Below are 17,353 nucleotides of genomic sequence, written 5' to 3'. Positions count from 1 at the left end.
CCCCCCCCGCCGATCCCGATCGTCATGCCGTCGTGGATCAGCGAGGCGACCTCCGGGAGAGAGGAGGCCGCGATGGTCATGTCGACAGGTTCTCGCCGGTCGCGACGAAGGCGTCGCGGTGCTGATCGGCGACTCCGGCGAGGTTGAGCTCGAACGTGAAGCCCTGCTCGAACCGGTAGCTGCGGTTGACGTCGATCGGGTCGATGCCGTTCAGCGCCTCCTTGGCTGCGCGGATGACGCGCGGGTCCTTCGCGGCGATCTCCTCGGCGATCGCGAGTGCAGCATCGTCGAGCTCGGCGCGCGGCACGACCGCGGTCACCGAGCCGAACTCCTCCAGCCGCTGGGCGGTGACGGTGCGGCTGGTGTAGTACATCGAGCGGAGCATGTGCTGCGGGACGAGGCGGGAGAGGTGGGTGGCGGCACCGAGGGCACCCCGATCGACCTCGGGAACACCGAAGGTCGCGTCGTCGGAGGCGACGATCACGTCGCTGTTGCCGACGAGCCCGACCCCGCCGCCCAGGCAGAAGCCGTTGACGGCCGCGATCACGGGGACCGCACATTCGTAGATCGCCTTGAATGCTTCGTAGCATCCGCGGTTGGCGCCGAGGATGCCGGAGAAGCCCTCGATGCGCTGCATCTCCTTGATGTCGACGCCCGCGTTGAACCCGCGGCCCTCCGCCCGGAGGATCACGACGCGCGTCGCCGCATCGGCGGTGGCCTCGTGCATCGCGGCGGCGACGTCGAACCATCCGGCGACGGGCAGGGCGTTCACCGGCGGGTAGTCCATCGTCACGGTGCGGACACCGGAAGGATGCAGGGTGGAAGTGATCGTCATCGGACACCTAACCTAACGTTTGCTCAAGGCACCCTAGCACTTGCTTGGTTTGGCTCATAACCCCTTCACCGCATTTGCCCTAGCAATTGCTTGGTTGGTAGGATCATGCGCATCGTCATCCGCGACCGCACTCCCGTCGCGCGCCGTCGGTGCCGGCTCATCAGCCGGACAGTCTCAAAGGAGAGTCGATCCATGGCAGGAATCCTCGAAGGTCGCGTCGCGATCGTGACCGGCGCCGGTCGTGGTCTCGGGCGCGAGCATGCGCTCGAACTCGCCCGGCAGGGCGCGGCAGTCGTCGTCAACGACCTCGGCACGACGCTCGACGGCGCAGGCGTGTCGGTCGGGCCTGCGCAGGAGGTCGTCGACATCATCCGCGCGTCGGGTGGCGAAGCCGTGGCCAACGGAGCCGACATCGCCGATTTCGCTCAGGCCGCAGAGCTCGTCGACCAGGCGATCTCCGCGTTCGGTCGCCTCGACATCCTCGTCAACAACGCCGGTTTCGTGCGCGATCGGATGCTCGTCAACGCCGGCGAGGATGAATGGGACGCCGTCATCCGCGTGCACCTCAAGGGGCACTTCGCCCCGCTGCGCCACGCGAGCGCCTACTGGCGCGCCGAGGCGAAAGAGGGCAGGCAGCCCCTGGCCCGGGTGGTCAACACCTCGTCGGGTGCAGGGCTCCAGGGCAGCATCGGGCAGGCGGCGTACTCCGCGGCGAAGGGCGGCATCGCCTCCCTGACCCTGGTCGCGGCCGCCGAGCTGGGACGCTACGGCGTCGCGGTCAACGCGATCGCCCCGTCTGCGCGCACCCGGATGACCGAGGGCCCCTTCGCCGACGCGATGGCCGCGCCCGAAGACGGCTTCGACCGGATGGATCCCGCGAACGTCTCTCCCGTGGTCGCGTGGCTCGCGAGTGCGGACTGCACGATCAGCGGCCGCGTCATCGAGGTCGAGGGTGGGCGCATCTGCCTGGAGGAAGGCTGGCGCCACGGCCCGGTCCGCGAGCTCGATCGGCGGTGGTCGGCCGCGGAGGTCGGCGATGCCGTGCGCGCTCTCGTCGCCGAGAGTGTCGACCCCGAGCCGGTGTACGGCGCATGAGTGCGGCGGACTGGGCGGGCCGCGATCTCGGTGAGCGGACCGTCGCCTATGACGAGAAGGATGCCATCCTCTACGCCCTCGCCGTGGGTGCGGCGGCCACCGACCTCGACCTCGTGTTCGAGGATCGGCTGCGGGTGCTGCCGACCTTCGGTCTCACGCTCGCGCAGTGGGCGCCCGACGTCCTCGCCGCAGCGGGGGCCTTCGACGACCGTGCCGTGCACGGTTCGCAGACGCTCGAGGTGCACCGTCCGCTGCCCCGTACCGGCGAACTGCGCCTCTCGGCCCGGGTGGGGGACGTCTGGGACAAGGGCTCCGCGGCGATCTTCGACGTGATCGTGGAGTGCGACGAGTTCACGGCGACGTGGTCGCTGTTCGCCCCCGGCGTCGGTGGATTCGGCGGAGAGCGGGGGCCCGCGCGAGCGGCATCCACCGAGCGGCCGGAGGGCAGGCGCTCCGTGGTGCAGACCTTCGCGACCCAGGCGGCCCTGTACCGGTTGACCGGTGACCGCCATCGCATCCACATCGACCCCGAAGCGTCGGCCCGGATCGGACAGCCGACCCCCATCCTGCAGGGGCTGTGCACCCTCGCCGCGACCACGCTCGCGCTCGCCGCCGAGCAGGGCGCGCATCCGGCCGATCTGATCGCACTCCAGGGCCGCTTCAGCGGACCCGTGATCCCGGGCGACGCGCTCGACCTCGAGTCCTGGCCCGACGGCGCTTTCGAGCTGCGCCGCGACGGGGTCTCCGTGATCTCCGACGGTCGGGCGGTGTTCGCGTGAGCCGGGTGCTGGTCGTCGGTGCGACCGGGATGATCGGCAGCCATGTCGCCGCCGACCTCGCCGCGCACGGGGACGAGGTCACCGTGATGGCCCGCCGCGATCCGTCCGACCGTGATCCGCGTGCGGTCCACGGGATGCCGCGGCTCCGAGGTGACTACACCGACGCCGAGTCCTCGCCGCGCATGTTGGAGGGCTTCGACGCGATCGTGTTCGCGGCCGGCAACGACATCCGTCACGTGCCGGCCGATCAAGAGGACGACACGTTCTGGGACCGCACGCAGAGCGTCGGGGTGCCGCGGTTCGCGGCGCTCGCCAAGGCTGCCGGGGTCGGTCGCTTCGTGCAGATCGGCAGCTACTACCACCAGCTGCATCCCGAGTGGGCGGAGCGCATCCCGTACGTCGCCGCCCGCCGTGATGCGGATGAGCGCACCCGGGCGCTGAGTGACGACGGCTTCGCGGCGATGACCCTGAACCCGCCGTCGATCGTCGGCGCCGACGAGCGCGGGGTGCGCCGATTCGCCCGAATGATCGCGTGGACGCGCGGCGAGCTCGACGAGCCCGAGCTGTTCGCCCCTCCCGGCGGCACGAACTACATGTCGGTGCGGTCGCTCTCGCAGGCTGCGCGGGGCGCGCTCGACGCCGGGGAGGGCGGTCGCGCCTACCTCGTCGGCGACCGCAACCTCACCTACCGCGGCTACTTCCAGCTGCTGGCGGATGCTGCAGGGAGCGCGCACGTGATCGAGGAGCGCGACGAGGAGCATCCGTTCCAGCCCGACCGATTCATCGTCCAGGGGCGTGGCGCGGTGATCGCCTACGAGCCTGATCCGGCTGAGACGGCGCTGCTCGGCTATGCGCGCGACGACGTGGAACGCGCGCTGGCCGAGATCGTCACCGCGGTGGACGCTCTGCGCTGAGCTGCGCCCACAGCGAAGCCGTCGCGCGCAGCGTCTCGTCGAGGGTGCCGTCGGTGCGCAGCACGACATCGGCGATCGCGACGCGGTCGGCCTCCTCGCCCTGTGCGCGTATACGGCGCTCCGCTTCGGCGGCGTCATGCCCTCGGTCGTTCTGCAGACGCTGCAACCGTGTCGACGCCACGGCCTCGACCGTCACCACCAGGTCGTAGGTCCAGGGCAATGGTGCGGTGGTGCGGTTGAGCAGCGGGATCTCGTGCACGACGACTCCGGGATCGTGCCGGGCCTCCGCGATGCGCAGGGCCACCTCGTCGAGGATCGCCGGGCGCAGCAGCGCGTTGTACTGACCACGCAGTGCGTCGTCGCCGAACACCCGTGCCGCCACGGCCGCCCGGTCGAGCGCCCCATCCGGGGCCAGCACCTCGTCGCCCAGCAGCGCGGCGATGCGGGGCAGGAGCGCCGCCCCGCCGGGCGTCCGCGGGTCGACGACGTCGCGTGCGGCGGCATCACCGTCCACGATGCGGGCGCCGTGGGTCGCGAGTGCGCGTGCGACCGTGCTCTTACCCGCGGCGATGCCGCCGGTGAGCCCGACCAGGGTGGAGGCGGTCATGGCCGTCACCGGCTCCGCTGCACGGTGCCCGGATTCGTCAGGGACGGACGAAGCGGACCTCGGTCAGCGTCTCGCCGAGGAACGGCTCGGTGTGCGTCGCGCCGTCGAGGCGGAAACCGTTGCGCGTGTAGAAGCGGTGCGCGCGGGGGTTGTCCTCGGCGACCCACAGGTACAGCGGCTCGTCGGTCTCGACCGCGGCGTCGAACAGCTTCTGTCCGATGCCGGTGGAGTGGTACGCGTCGAGCAGGTAGATGAAGTACAGCTCGCGGAACGCCGGAGCATCCTTGTCGCGGGCCGGGCCGGAGCCGACGAATCCGACGATCTCGCCGTCGACGAGCGCGGCGTTCATCTTGAACTCGGGACCCTGCGAGGCCCAGTGCGTCCACAGCTCGGCCATGCGCCGGGGCGAGACCTTTTCGAGCGCAGCCTTGCTGATCAGGTGGTCGTAGGTCTCATGCCAGCACTGGGCGTGCACGCGACCGAGGGCTTCCGCATCCACATCACGGACCGGGCGGACGATGACTTCAGGCTGGGCTTCGGCGCTCATGATCGTGACTCTACGCGCGGCGTCCGTGAAGGAGAAATCGAGTGGATGTTCGATGACGCTCGGCGTGCCGGCCTGGAGGGTTCGTACAACGATGTTCGCGAATCGTGCACGCCTGGCTACGATCGATCCTCGTGAACGTGATCTGGCGGACCCTCCTGGTGATCCTCGGTGCCCGGCGCCGCGTGCGGCGGGGGAAGACCCTCGACCCGACGGCGGTGGGCAGCATCACCGTCACCACTCTGCCGACGGACCTCGACATCCTGCGGCACATGAACAACGGGCGCTACCTGTCGCTGTTCGACCTCGGACGCTGGGATCAGCTCATCCGCACCGGACTGTTCGATGCCATGAAGGCTCAGGGGTGGTACGCGGTCGTCTCCAGCGAGACGATCACGTTCCGCAAGTCGCTGCAGCTGTGGCAGCGGTTCGAGGTGCAGTCGCGGTTCATCGGCCACGACGAGAAGGCGCTGTTCCTGGAGCACCGCGCCGTGGTCGACGGCGAGGTCTACGCCCGGGCGATCGTGCGGGCGCGGATGCTGCGTCGCACCGGCGGCACGGTCAGCAACGAGGAGCTGTTCGCCGCGGTCGGCAAGCCCGAGGGTGTGCCGGAGATCGACGCGTGGGTGCACGACTGGGCCGCGGCATCCGCCCTCCCGCCCGTGCGGGTGAAGGCGCCGAGCGTCTGGGGCTGACCCCGTCCGCAGCTCCCGTCGGCGGCAACGATATATTGACCGTGTGCTGGCGATCCTGAAGACCACCGGGCGCGTGCTGTGGCGACACTGGCCCGCGCTCATGGCGTGGTATCTGGCCGGCGTGCTGGTGCACTACGTGATCACCGAGGTCGCCGGGTTCATCGGCGCGTACTCCGCCACCCTCGGGTTCCTCGCCCTTCCGATCGGGATCCTCGCGCGGTTGATCAGCCTGGTCGCGATGTTCCTGGTCCTGCGCGACGGGCTGCGCAACCTGCAGGAGGTCGCGCCGCTGCCCGAGGCGGCCGCGGACCGCCGCCGCACCTTCCTCTCGGCGCTGCTCGCCGGCATCCTCCCCTTCTTCGCGGTCTACTGGGCGCAGGGGCTGCTGGGCGAAGACGTGCGGGCATACTCGCTGCGCGCTCTCGAGGTGCGCAACGGCGTCATCTGGACGGCGGCTGCCAACGGCGAAGGTCCGGTGAGCTCGGTCGACACCGTGCTGAACCTGCCGATCAACGTGTGGACCCTTTCGATCATCGTGCTCGCCTTCGCCGGCCGTTGGGCGTGGTCGAAGTGGTCGGCGAAGCTCGCGAAGTGGCTGTCGCCGGTCGCGGTCTACTTCGAGGTCGTCTGGGTCTTCTTCTCGGTGATGGTGCTCGGCGACATCTTCGACACGATCAAGGCGTGGGTCGACAGCCGCGCGGCCATGGCCTTCCTCGAGACGGTCAGAGAGCAGATCCTGGATGCCGTCGCCCCGCTGCGCTGGCTCTGGGAGGGGATCGGCTGGCTGCTCTCCGAGGCGGGGCCGGTGCTGCTCGCTCCGCTCGCGTGGCTGACCATCGCCGGTGTGGTGTTCGGCCAGGCGATCGTCGCCGAGAAGCTGCGTGTGGAGAGCGAGCTGATCGCCCGCGTGCGCGAACACGCGGCCGTGATCCCGAACCCGCTCGTGCGCCGGCTCAAGGATCTCGGCGAAGAGCTCGGTGCCCGCTTCCGCCCGATCGGGCGAGCACTGCTGCTCATGTGGCGCGCAGGGCCACTCCTCGTCGGCTCCTACGCGCTGCTCTACGTCATCGTCAAGGCGCTCGAGTCGTACCTCGGCTTCGGCATCACCCGGCTGGTCGGCCCACAGGAGTACGTGTTCTGGGCGATCGCCGCGCCGCTCGTGTCGCTCGTGCCGCTGCTGCTCATGGAGCCGGTGCGCATCGCGGTGATCAGCGGGGCCTACGACGCCACCCTCGCGCGGCTGCGCAAGCGGCAGCAGGACCGCACCGACACGGTGGGCGTCTCGGAGGCGGAGGGAGAGATGCGTGCCGTCGCCGATGCCGCCGGACTCCTGCCGTCATCGGTGGATGCCGTCGCCGCCGCGATGGTCACCGCGCCCGCCAGGGACAGCGTCGAGGGTCAGGGCTCGAACTCGAACCTCACGAAGGACCCGCCGGCGTCGTAGGGGCGCACGTCGACCCAGAAGGGGCCCTCGACATCTTCCGGCACCACGAACGGCACGATCATCTCGTAGGCGCCGGCCTGCTCGCTGAGGCAGGTCTCCGGTTCGTCCGCGCTCCAGTCCAGCCCGATCTCCGCGCGGACGGGACCCCACTCGCGCCCCGTGGACTGCTCCACGAGGGTCGGCGTCTCGCACCCGATCCCCTCGGCATCAGGATCCACAGGCACCCCGACGGCGATCAGGCGTGTGTTAGGAGGGACGTCGAGACCCGCGAGATCTTCGATCTCCCCACCGCGCACCGGCCCCCAGGTCGCGCCGGCGAGATCGGTCGTCTCGTCCTCGACGACCACCACCGGTGTGACCGCACGGGCCCCGAATCCGAAGAACTGGTACCACTCCTGCCACCCGACCGCGATGGCGGTCGCCGGCAGCAGCACGACGAGTGCGACCAGAGCCAGAGTGTTGCGGCGCCACCAGGAGGGCGGCTTCGCCGGGGCGGCGGCGGCCTCCGCGTCTTCCCGAGGCGCGGGCGGTACCGGAGGGAGGGGGATGGTCATCGGGCCCAGCCGTTCTCGTCCAGGAGCACCTCGGCCTCGACGGGCAGCGCGGCGAGGTCGATCGACAGCTCGATCACGGTGTCGCGCACCACCTCTCCGAGGCCGGACCCCGGCATGCCCAGGCGGAGCGTCGCGCGGTCGCCGGTCACGTCGTCCGGGAGCTCGAACGCGAGGCTCCCGGAGCGGGGGACACCGGTGACCAGCCGCTGATCGACGAAGCTGGTGCCGCGATCCGTCGCGCTGAACGTACGGTCGCCGATCGTGAGTTCCGCGAGCCGTGAGCCGCTCTGATCCTGCGTCACGCCGGTGGCGGCCTCGAGGTCGACGACGAGCCAGGTGCCGTCGGCCGACCAGCCCTCCGCATCCGTGACCCGATCCGCGAGGTGCACGTCGGTCACGGTAGCGACCAGGTTGCGGGTGGAGGCCTGTTCGCCGATCTGCGCGACCGAGGCGAACGCGGCATTCGGGGCGTCGTCGGGAAGCGTCGCCTTCGAGACGCCCCACGCACAGACGAGCAACGCCACGGTGGCGACCCAGATCAGGATGTGCTTCTTCACGGGAGCGGCACCTCGTCGATGGTCGCCGTCAGCGTCGCTCCGACGCGGACGTCCACCCAGTAGTCGCCGCGCATCACGCTCTGCCCGACGTAGTGGTCCGACTCGGGGAGGGTGACAGTGATCTCGTCGCCGTCGTCGAAGTCGTCCGGCCCGACGGTCCAGGTGAGCAGCATGCGGGCGGGGACGTCAGGCTGCAACCGGGGCGCGCGCTCGCCGTCGTCGGCACGGAAGACGTCGCCCTTCTCATCGAGACCCTCGATGCGGATGCCGTCGAGGACCGGGGATTGCGGGGGGTTCGCCGTCGACGGTCGGGGCTTGTCGAACGTGTTGACGACGTCGACCGTGACGACCAGGATTCGCTCGCTCTTCTCCTCGTCCGGGAAGACCAGGGTTCGACCGCTCTCCGCGCTCAGCTCGTCGCGCAGCTCGACCCCGAGCACGGTCATCTCGAGATCGGAGCCCGCGAAGGTCTCGCCGACCTCGACGACCGGCGTGGGATCGACGGCCGCGGCCTCGAGTCCGCCGAAGACGGCGGTGGTCGCGAGCAGCACGGCTCCGGCGCCGGTGATGAGCCAGGACGTCGGGATCAGGTCGATGCTGCGTCGCGCCCAGCCGAGGACCTTCGCCCTCGCGCTCGCGTTCGCCGCGGTGACGGCCGGATCCTGCCCCTGGGCGGGGCTCTCCGGCGGCGTCGTGGTCACGGCAACAGCTTAGGACCGCGCGCGCGGCTGATCGCTCCTCTGCTTTCCGCAAGAACGAGACTTCTTTCCGCGTCATGCGGGCGAAGAAGGGGTGTTCCCGGAGCCGTGCTCAGTACTCTGAGCGAAAGTCAGGGGCAGAGACGCCCCGGAGCGGCCCCGTCGACGTCGACGGGCGGAGGAGGATGCAGTGGCAGTCATCGGCATCGTGCGGGAGCCTGCGGGCGAAGCGCGGGTCTCGGCCACCCCGGCGACGATCGCGTCGCTCGGGAAGCTGGGCCACACGGTCAGAGTGGAACGGGGAGCGGGCGCTGCGGCCTCGTACCCCGACGCCGAGTATGAGGCGGCCGGAGCCGCACTCGTCGAGCGCGCAGAGGCATGGGGCAGCGAGATCGTGCTCGCCATCACAGCGCCCGGCCCCGACGAGATCGCCCTCCTGGCCGACGGCGCGACCCTCATCGCGCTGCTGTCACCCGCCCTCCGCCCCGACCTGGTCGAGTCTCTCGCCCAGCGCGGGATCACGGCCGTCGCGCTCGACGCCGTACCCCGCATCTCGCGCGCGCAGTCGATGGACGTGCTGAGCTCGATGGCGAACATCGCCGGGTATCGGGCCGTCGTCGAGGCCGCCCACGAGTTCGGGCGCTTCTTCACAGGACAGGTGACCGCCGCGGGCAAGGTGCCGCCGGCGAAGGTGCTGGTGGCGGGAGCCGGCGTCGCCGGACTCGCGGCCATCGGTGCCGCGTCGAGCCTCGGTGCGATCGTCCGTGCCACCGATCCGCGCCCCGAGGTCGCCGACCAGGTCACGTCGATCGGCGGCACGTATCTTCCGGTCGACGTCGAGGTCGCCGCCTCCACCGACGGCTACGCGAAGGCGACCAGCGCCGACTACGACCGCCGGGCCGCCGAGATCTACACCGAACAGGCCGCCGACGTCGACATCATCGTCACGACCGCGCTGATCCCCGGGCGCGCGGCGCCTCGCCTGATCACGGCATCCGATGTCGCGCAGATGAAGCCGGGCAGCGTGATCGTCGACATGGCGGCGGGTCAGGGCGGCAACGTCGAGGGTGCGGTCGCCGGCGAGCGCGTCGTCACGGACAACGGCGTGGTCATCCTCGGCTACACCGACCTGGCCTCGCGCCTGGCCGCCCAGGCCTCGCAGCTCTACGGCACGAACCTCGCCAACCTCGTCGCGCTGCTGACCCCCGCGAAGGACGGCCGGCTGGTGATCGACTTCGAAGACGTGGTGCAGCGCTCGGTCACGGTCGTGCGCGACGGCGAGGTCACCTGGCCGCCGCCCGCCGTGCAGGTCGCAGCCGCCCCCGCGGCTAAGGCCGCGGCGGCGCCGGTCGAGGTCGCGCCGCCGAAGAAGGTGTCGACCGCGCGCCGCGTCGGCCTGATCGTGATCGGCATCGCCGCGCTGTTCGTCGTGAACGCGTTCGCTCCGGCTCCGCTCCCGCAGCACTTCACGGTGCTCGTGCTGTCGGTCGTGATCGGCTTCTTCGTGATCGGCAAGGTGCACCACGCGCTGCACACCCCGCTGATGTCGGTGACCAACGCCATCTCCGGCGTCATCGTGGTCGGCGCGATGCTGCAGATCACCTCACCGCTGCCGATCGTGCAGGTGCTCGCCGCGATCGCGGTTCTGCTGGCGTCGATCAACATCTTCGGAGGGTTCGCGGTCACGCGTCGGATGCTCGCCATGTTCACACTCGGGAACTCGGCGAAGGGCGGCCGGAAGTGACCGTCGACGCGCTCGCCGGAGCGGCCTACATCGTCGCCGCCCTGCTCTTCATCCTCAGCCTCGCCGGCCTCAGCCGCCACGAGTCCGCCCGTGCCGGCGTGGTCTACGGCATCGCCGGCATGACGATCGCGCTGGTCGCGACCGTCGCCCTCACCGTGGCGGATGCGTGGAGCACCGGCGCCTTCCTCGGCCTCGGGCTGCTCGTCGCCGCGGTGCTCATCGGCGCGGCCATCGGCCTGTGGCGCGCACGGGTCGTGGAGATGACCGGGATGCCCGAGCTGATCGCGCTCCTGCACAGCTTCGTCGGTCTCGCGGCCGTGCTCGTGGGCTGGAACGGCTATCTCGCGCACCCGGACATCCCCCCGGCGCTCGTTGGCATCCACGACGCCGAGGTCTTCATCGGCGTCTTCATCGGCGGGGTGACGTTCACCGGATCGATCGTCGCGTACCTGAAGCTGTCGGCGAGGATGTCGTCGAAGCCGCTCATGCTGCCGGGCAAGAACGGGCTCAACATCGGGGCGCTCGTCGCGTTCGTCGCCCTCACCGTGTGGTTCGTGAACGACCAGCAGCTGTGGCTCCTGATCGCGGTCACCGTGCTCGCGTTCGCCCTCGGCTGGCATCTGGTCGCCTCGATCGGCGGCGGTGACATGCCGGTGGTCGTCTCGATGCTCAACAGCTACTCGGGCTGGGCGGCGGCTGCGGCCGGCTTCCTGCTGAACAACGACCTGCTGATCGTCACGGGCGCGCTGGTCGGATCCTCGGGTGCGTACCTCTCCTACGTGATGTGCAAGGCCATGAACCGCTCGTTCCTCTCGGTGATCGCGGGCGGCTTCGGGGCCGCGGCACCGTCCGCGGACGACACCGAGTACGGCGAACACCGGGAGATCACCGCGGAGGGTGCGGCCGAGATGCTCGTCGCGGCGAGCAGCGTCGTGATCACGCCCGGCTACGGCATGGCGGTCGCGCAGGCGCAGTACCCGGTGGCCGACCTGGTCCACCGGCTCCGCGAGCGGGGTGTGGACGTGCGCTTCGGCATCCATCCGGTGGCCGGTCGTCTGCCCGGCCACATGAACGTGCTGCTGGCCGAGGCCAAGGTGCCGTACGACATCGTCCTCAGCATGGACGAGATCAACGATGACCTCGCCTCGACCTCGGTCGTGCTCGTGATCGGCGCGAACGACACCGTGAACCCCGCGGCCGCGGAAGACCCGTCGAGTCCCATTGCCGGGATGCCCGTGCTCAAGGTGTGGGAGGCCGAGAACGTCATCGTGTTCAAGCGCTCGATGGCCGCCGGCTACGCGGGCGTGCAGAACCCGCTGTTCTTCCGCAACAACGCGCAGATGCTGTTCGGCGACGCGAAGCAGCGGGTGGAGGACATCATCGCTGCGCTGTGAGCTGTCGAGAGGGGTGCGGGCTCCCGGCCTGCGGGGTGATGCAGACCTAGGGTGGACACATGGCAGAGTCGTCGTCATCTCCGGCGGATGCCGTGGCATCCGCACCCCTCGCAGACCGTGCCGTCGAGCTTGCTCGGCGGTGGGCGATCGAGGCCGCCGCGATCGAACCCGACCCCGCTGCCGCCCGTCTCGCCGGAGTGCTGCAGGACGCGAACGGGCTGCCGTTCACGCTCGGCTTCGTCGACGGCGTCATGCGCCCCGAGAGCCTGAGCGCCGCCGCCTCGCAGCTGCACCGCATCGCGCCGATCGTGCCCGAGTTCCTGCCCTGGTACCTGCGCTCGGTGGTGCGGCTCGGCGGGGGCGTCGCGCCGATCCTGCCGTCGCCGGTCGTGCCGATCGCGCGGAAGGTGCTGCGCGACATGGTCGGGCATCTCATCGTCGATGCGCGGCCCGCCAAGCTCGAAGCGGCCATCGAACGCATCACGGCCACGGGCTCGCGCCTGAACCTCAACCTGCTCGGCGAGGCCGTGCTCGGCGAAGCGGAGGCGAAGCGCCGCCTCGACGGCATTCACGACCTGATCCGACGAGCCGATGTCGACTACGTCTCGGTCAAGGTCTCGGCCATCGTCAGCCACTTGTCGATGTGGGCCTTCGACGAGATCGTCGACGAGGTGGTGGAGCGGCTGCTCCCGCTGTACCTCACGGCGGCCGCGGACGGCACCTTCATCAACCTCGACATGGAGGAGTACCGCGACCTCGACCTGACGATCGCGGTGTTCACGCGCATCCTGGAAGACCCTCGGCTCGCGGGGCTCGAGGCCGGGATCGTGCTGCAGGCGTACCTGCCCGATGCCCTGCCCGCTCTGCAGGAGCTGACCGCCTGGTCGCAGGACCGCGTCGCGCACGGCGGCGCCCGCATCAAGGTGCGCCTCGTCAAGGGCGCTAACCTCGCGATGGAGCAGGTCGAGGCGCGGATGCACGGCTGGACCCCCGCGACCTACGACACCAAGCTCGACACCGACGCGAACTACCTGCGCTGCCTGGACTGGGCCCTGCGCCCCGAGCATGCCTCCGCCGTGAAGATCGGCGTCGCGGGACACAACCTGTTCGGGATCGCCTACGCGTGGCTGCTCGCCGGCGAGCGGGAGGTGCGCGAGGCCGTCGAGTTCGAGATGCTGCTCGGCATGGCACAGGGGCAGGTGCAGGCCGTCTCGCGTGAGGTCGGGCCCGTGCTGCTGTACGTGCCGGTGGTGGCGCCGGCCGAGTTCGACGTCGCGATCAGCTACCTGGTGCGCCGGCTCGAGGAGAACGCCTCGCCGGACAACTTCCTCTCCGCGGCATTCCGACTCGGCGAGGACGAGGCCCTGTTCGTGCGGGAGCAGGACAGGTTCCTCGACGCACTCGACCGGTCGGACGATCCCACGCTGCGAACCGGTCCGCGTCGCACGCAGGACCGGAGCGCGCCCGTGCACGAAGCGCTGCGCCCCTCGCCCGTGTCGCCGCTGCCGGAGACCGACCTCACTCAGGCCGTGCTCGGCATCTCGCGCGGCTCCGACGACGACGGCGGTGGTCGCGAGGCCTTCCTCGAGACCGCGGTGTACTCCGCCCGCGAAATCGAACAGGACGCCGGGGGAGCACCGGGGTTCTCGAACACCGTCGACAGCGACCCCGCCCTGCCGGTGAACCGGGACTGGGCGCGCGAGGTGCGGGAGCGCATCGGCTCGTCCGACCTCGGTGACGCGACGGTCGCGGCCGCATGGATCGACGATGCGGAGTCCCTCGAGCGGATCATGCAGGGGGTCCACGGTGCGGCTCCGGCGTGGGGTGGGCGTCCCGCCGCCGAACGCGCCGAGGTGCTGCTGCGCGCCGCCGCCGCGCTGGAAGCCCGACGCGGCGACCTGATCGAGGTCGCCGCCTCCGAGACCGGCAAGATCTTCGCCGAGGCCGACATCGAGGTGAGCGAGGCCGTCGACTTCGCCCGGTACTACGCGGCCACCGCGCGCGAGCTCGACGCGATCGCGGGTGCCGTATTCGTGCCGGCATCCGTCACGGTCGTCGCGCCGCCGTGGAACTTCCCGCTCGCGATCCCCGCCGGAGGAGTGCTCGCCGCGCTCGCTGCGGGTTCGGGCGTCGTCTTCAAGCCCGCGCCACAGGCCCGCCGCTGCGCCGCCGTGATCGCGGAGACGCTGTGGCAGGCGGGCATCCCGCGCGATCTGCTCGCGCTCGTCGACATCGAGGAGGGAGAGCTCGGACGCGAGCTCATCACCCACGACGCGGTCGACCGCGTGATCCTCACCGGCGCGTGGGACACCGCCGCGCTGTTCCGCTCCTGGCGTCCCGACCTGCCGCTGCTCGCCGAGACCAGCGGCAAGAACGCGATGATCATCACCCCCTCGGCCGACCTCGACCTGGCCGTCGCCGACCTGGTGAAGAGCGCCTTCGGGCACGCGGGTCAGAAGTGCTCGGCCGCCTCGCTCGCGATCCTCGTCGGCCCCGTCGGGCGCTCACCGCGGTTCAAGCGGCAGCTCGCAGATGCCGTGCGCTCGCTGCACGTGGGCACGCCCACCGATCCGCTCGCCGAGGTCGGCCCGGTGATCGAGCCTCCGCAGGGCAAGCTCGCCTGGGCGCTGAGCGAGCTCGAGGGCGAGGAGCAGTGGCTGATCGAGCCCGCGCTCGCGGCCGACGACGACGGCAGCGGGCGGCTGTGGCGCCCCGGCATCCGCGTCGGCGTGCAGTCGGGGTCGCGCTTCCACACCGAGGAGTTCTTCGGGCCGGTGCTCGGCATCATGCACGCACCGACCCTCGAGAAGGCCGTCGAGCTGCAGAACGCCGTCGCCTATGGGCTCACCGCCGGGCTGCACACGCAGGATCCGGGCGACCTCGCCTTCTGGCTCGACCGCGTGCAGGCGGGCAACCTCTACGTGAATCGCGGCATCACCGGGGCGATCGTGCAGCGGCAGCCGTTCGGCGGCTGGAAGCGCTCGGCCGTCGGTCCCGGCGCCAAGGCGGGTGGCCCGAACTACCTGATCGGGCTCGGCTCCTGGCGCTCGCAGCCGGGCGGACCGGCATCCAGCACCCTGCATCTGCGCGGGCTCGACTCCCGCATCACGGCGCTCATCGAGTCGGCGCAGTCGTCGCTGGAGTACGAGAAGTTCGAGTGGCTACGGCGCTCGGCGCTCTCGGATGCGCTGGCGTGGGACCGCGAGTTCGGTCAGGTGCGTGACGTGTCGCACCTCGGCGTGGAGCGGAACCTGTTCCGGTACCGTCCCGTACCCGTCGAGATCCGGGCGACGGAGGATGCGGCCCTGCAGGATCTGCTGCGCGTCGTGATCGCGGGCGTGCGCTCGGGTGCGGCCTTCGTGCTCTCGACGCCGGTCGGTCTGCCCGGCGATGTGCGCCGCGCGCTCGGCGACCTCGATGCCTCGGTCTTCCTCGAGACCGACGAGGAGTGGATGCAGCGGATGCTCCGTGACGAGGATGCCGTGGAGGGCGTCGTCGCGCTGCCGGTGAGCGACCGGGTGCGTCTGGTCGGCGGTCGTGCCGCGGTCGCCGCGCTGCACACGGCCCTGGCGACGGCATCGGGGGGTGATCCTGACCTCGCGGTGTACGACGGCGAGGTCACCGCGGCCGCCCGGATCGAGCTGCTGCCGTTCGTGCACGAGCAGTCGATCTCGATCACCGCCCACCGCTACGGCAACCTCGACCCCTGGAGCAGCGACGTGATCTGACTCGATGTAAAGAATTCTTGACACGGTCGCATAGGCGGCGTAGCGTGAGTGTCAAGAATCTTTTACATCGGAGGCATCATGGTCTACGAGGAACGCAACGCCTGGGCGGGACTCATCGTCAGCCCGATCGCGCTGGTCGTCTACATCGTGCTGGTGCTGCAGCAAGCCGGGGGAGGGCCACTTACCGCCGTCGACTGGTTCCCGCTCATGCTGTGGACGATCGGCGGAGGCATCGTCGCGACGATCGTGATCAGCGTCGTCTGGGGCATCCTCGCCGGCATGAAAGACCCGGACGGCGCCGGTCGCTCCGACATCCGCGACCGTGACATCAGTCGCATGGGCGGCCGGGTCGAGCAGGCCTTCGTCGTGATCGCCGGACTCGGGGTCATCGCGCTGTGCGCGGTCGGCGCCGATGTGTTCTGGATCGCGAACACCATGTACCTCGGCTTCGCGGTGTCCGCGCTCGTCGGGGGCATCGCCCGCGTGATCGCCTACCGGCGGGGGCTCGTCTGATGGTGAAGCCGACCCTCGTCTCCAACAGCATCCGCGCCCATCGCGAACAGGCCGGGCTCACCCAGGCCGAACTCGCCCGCACCGTCGGCGTGACGCGGCAGACGCTCATCGCCATCGAGCAGCAGAAGTATTCGCCCACGCTGGAGCTGGCGTTCCAGATCGCGCGGGCGTTCGGGGTCGGGATCGACGACCTGTTCGCCTACCCCGCCCCACCCGCATCCGGAGGAGCATCATGACCGAGACGATGAACGCCTGGCGACGCGAGACCTACGGCCCGTCATCCGGGGTGGGCCTCGAGCAGATCCCCGTGCCGGTGCCGCACCGCGGCGAAGTGCTCCTGAACGTGCGGGCCACTTCCCTGAACGCGGGCGACGTGCGGTTGCTGCTCGGCGATCCGCTCCTCGTGCGCCCGGTCTTCGGCCTCACCCGTCCGAAGCATCCGGTGCGTGGCATGGAAGTCGCCGGCACCGTCGTCGCGGTCGGGCCCGACGTGGTGAGCGCTGAGATCGGCGAGGAGGTCGTGGGCGAGCTGGTCGGCGGCGGAGGGCTCGCCGAGTACGTGCGGGTTCCCGCGTCGCGGCTCGTGCCGATCCCGCCCGACATCACGCCCGAGGCGGCGTCGTCCCTCCCCATCGCCGCCGGCACCGCGTGGCAGGCCCTCGATCTCGCGGGCGTCGGCCTGCGCGGAGGCGAGGCTCCCCGGGTGCTGATCATCGGCGCATCCGGAGGTGTCGGCACGTTCGCGGTGCAGCTCGCCGCCCTCCGCGGGGCCGAGGTCTGGGCGACCTGCAGCGTTCGCAACGCACCGCTGGTCGAGCGCCTCGGCGCCGTGCGCACCTTCGACCACCGGGTGTCGCCGCTGAGCGAGATCCCGGCCGGGCGTTTCGACGCGATCGTCGACATCGCCGGAGGGATGCCGCTGCGCGAGCTGCAGCGACTCGTGGGGCACGGTGGTCGTGTCGTGCTGGTCACGGGCGACGGCGGGCACGTGCTGGGGCCCATCCCGCGGATGCTGCGCGCCGCGGTCCTGTCAGTCGGCTCCCGGAGCATCCGTCCCCTCGCCGCGACGCCGCGACCGGAGGTGCTGGCCAAGCTCCTCGAACTCGTCGCCGACGGCCGCATCGTGCCCGTGATCGAGCGCGAGTATCCGTTCGCGGAAGCATCCGCCGCCCTCGCCCACCTCGAGGCCGGGCACACCGCGGGGAAGGTCGTGGTCCGCGGCTCGGGGGTCTGAGCGCCTCGGATGAAGCGC

At 70.6% G+C, this 17,353-nt stretch carries 17 protein-coding genes; 11 read left to right on the top strand and 6 right to left on the bottom strand.

Features of this window, described 5'->3' with window-relative positions; all coding sequences use genetic code 11:
* Positions 1–76: 76 nt before the first annotated feature.
* Entirely contained in the window at positions 77–835 is a 759-nt protein-coding gene (locus OC372_RS09065) for an enoyl-CoA hydratase family protein (RefSeq protein ID WP_262001606.1), read from the bottom strand.
* Between the two features lie 192 nt (positions 836–1,027).
* On the opposite strand from OC372_RS09065, the gene OC372_RS09060 reads away from it, so the two are divergent.
* The 3 genes from OC372_RS09060 to OC372_RS09050 are packed head-to-tail and all read left to right on the top strand — an operon-like array spanning position 1,028 to position 3,623.
* Entirely contained in the window at positions 1,028–1,930 is a 903-nt protein-coding gene (locus OC372_RS09060) for an SDR family oxidoreductase (RefSeq protein ID WP_262001605.1), read from the top strand.
* A complete protein-coding gene (locus OC372_RS09055) occupies positions 1,927–2,709 on the top strand; it encodes a MaoC/PaaZ C-terminal domain-containing protein (RefSeq protein ID WP_262001604.1) in 783 nt (260 codons plus the stop codon). Before OC372_RS09060 ends, OC372_RS09055 begins: the two co-directional genes overlap by 4 nt.
* Positions 2,706–3,623: an NAD-dependent epimerase/dehydratase family protein gene (locus OC372_RS09050; protein ID WP_262001603.1), complete on the top strand. Its 918-nt coding sequence runs from the start codon at positions 2,706–2,708 to the stop codon at positions 3,621–3,623. Before OC372_RS09055 ends, OC372_RS09050 begins: the two co-directional genes overlap by 4 nt.
* Here OC372_RS09050 and coaE read toward each other — a convergent pair.
* A complete protein-coding gene (coaE, locus tag OC372_RS09045; protein ID WP_262001602.1) occupies positions 3,598–4,230 on the bottom strand; it encodes a dephospho-CoA kinase in 633 nt (210 codons plus the stop codon). The genes OC372_RS09050 and coaE overlap by 26 nt on opposite strands.
* 37 nt (positions 4,231–4,267) lie before the next feature.
* Positions 4,268–4,777 carry a GNAT family N-acetyltransferase gene (locus tag OC372_RS09040; protein WP_168429446.1) on the bottom strand — a complete coding sequence of 170 codons (510 nt, stop codon included), beginning with the start codon at positions 4,775–4,777 and terminating at the stop codon, positions 4,268–4,270.
* Between the two features lie 131 nt (positions 4,778–4,908).
* Between OC372_RS09040 and OC372_RS09035 the strand changes: the two genes are divergently transcribed.
* Positions 4,909–5,469, top strand: coding sequence for an acyl-CoA thioesterase (locus OC372_RS09035; RefSeq protein ID WP_262001601.1), 561 nt, complete (start codon positions 4,909–4,911; stop codon positions 5,467–5,469).
* 43 nt (positions 5,470–5,512) lie between these two features.
* Entirely contained in the window at positions 5,513–6,913 is a 1,401-nt protein-coding gene (locus OC372_RS09030; protein ID WP_262001600.1) for a hypothetical protein, read from the top strand.
* Here OC372_RS09030 and OC372_RS09025 read toward each other — a convergent pair.
* From OC372_RS09025 to OC372_RS09015, 3 genes are read right to left on the bottom strand one after another with little or no spacing between them, the layout of a single operon-like run.
* Positions 6,868–7,467: a hypothetical protein gene (locus tag OC372_RS09025; protein ID WP_105711275.1), complete on the bottom strand. Its 600-nt coding sequence runs from the start codon at positions 7,465–7,467 to the stop codon at positions 6,868–6,870. The two genes, OC372_RS09030 and OC372_RS09025, sit on opposite strands and share 46 nt — an antisense overlap.
* Positions 7,464–8,024, bottom strand: coding sequence for a hypothetical protein (locus tag OC372_RS09020; protein WP_051662546.1), 561 nt, complete (start codon positions 8,022–8,024; stop codon positions 7,464–7,466). Before OC372_RS09020 ends, OC372_RS09025 begins: the two co-directional genes overlap by 4 nt.
* Complete coding sequence (locus tag OC372_RS09015) at positions 8,021–8,725, bottom strand: hypothetical protein (RefSeq protein ID WP_262001599.1); 705 nt, start codon at positions 8,723–8,725, stop codon at positions 8,021–8,023. Before OC372_RS09015 ends, OC372_RS09020 begins: the two co-directional genes overlap by 4 nt.
* A 187-nt stretch (positions 8,726–8,912) precedes the next feature.
* Here OC372_RS09015 and OC372_RS09010 point away from each other — a divergent pair, with 187 nt between their 5' ends.
* The 6 genes from OC372_RS09010 to OC372_RS08985 all read left to right on the top strand — a co-directional run bounded on the left by OC372_RS09010 (position 8,913) and on the right by OC372_RS08985 (position 17,335).
* Positions 8,913–10,466, top strand: coding sequence for a Re/Si-specific NAD(P)(+) transhydrogenase subunit alpha (locus OC372_RS09010; protein WP_262001598.1), 1,554 nt, complete (start codon positions 8,913–8,915; stop codon positions 10,464–10,466).
* Entirely contained in the window at positions 10,463–11,860 is a 1,398-nt protein-coding gene (gene pntB / locus OC372_RS09005) for a Re/Si-specific NAD(P)(+) transhydrogenase subunit beta (protein WP_262001597.1), read from the top strand. The genes OC372_RS09010 and pntB overlap by 4 nt, the downstream gene beginning before the upstream one ends.
* A 59-nt stretch (positions 11,861–11,919) precedes the next feature.
* Complete coding sequence (locus OC372_RS09000; RefSeq protein WP_262001596.1) at positions 11,920–15,588, top strand: bifunctional proline dehydrogenase/L-glutamate gamma-semialdehyde dehydrogenase; 3,669 nt, start codon at positions 11,920–11,922, stop codon at positions 15,586–15,588.
* A 78-nt stretch (positions 15,589–15,666) separates the two neighbouring features.
* Positions 15,667–16,101 (top strand): hypothetical protein, encoded by a 435-nt coding sequence (locus tag OC372_RS08995; protein ID WP_262001595.1) that lies wholly within the window; start codon positions 15,667–15,669, stop codon positions 16,099–16,101.
* Positions 16,101–16,337 (top strand): helix-turn-helix transcriptional regulator, encoded by a 237-nt coding sequence (locus OC372_RS08990; protein WP_262001594.1) that lies wholly within the window; start codon positions 16,101–16,103, stop codon positions 16,335–16,337. The genes OC372_RS08995 and OC372_RS08990 overlap by 1 nt, the downstream gene beginning before the upstream one ends.
* Complete coding sequence (locus OC372_RS08985) at positions 16,334–17,335, top strand: NAD(P)-dependent alcohol dehydrogenase (protein WP_262001593.1); 1,002 nt, start codon at positions 16,334–16,336, stop codon at positions 17,333–17,335. The genes OC372_RS08990 and OC372_RS08985 overlap by 4 nt, the downstream gene beginning before the upstream one ends.
* Positions 17,336–17,353 lie beyond the last annotated feature (18 nt).

Source organism: Microbacterium sp. Mcb102 (assembly GCF_024519805.1).
In the GTDB taxonomy this organism is placed as follows: Bacteria; Actinomycetota; Actinomycetes; order Actinomycetales; family Microbacteriaceae; genus Microbacterium.
The sequence above is the reverse complement of the archived record's forward strand: the minus strand, read 5'-3'. Positions and strand labels throughout refer to the sequence as shown.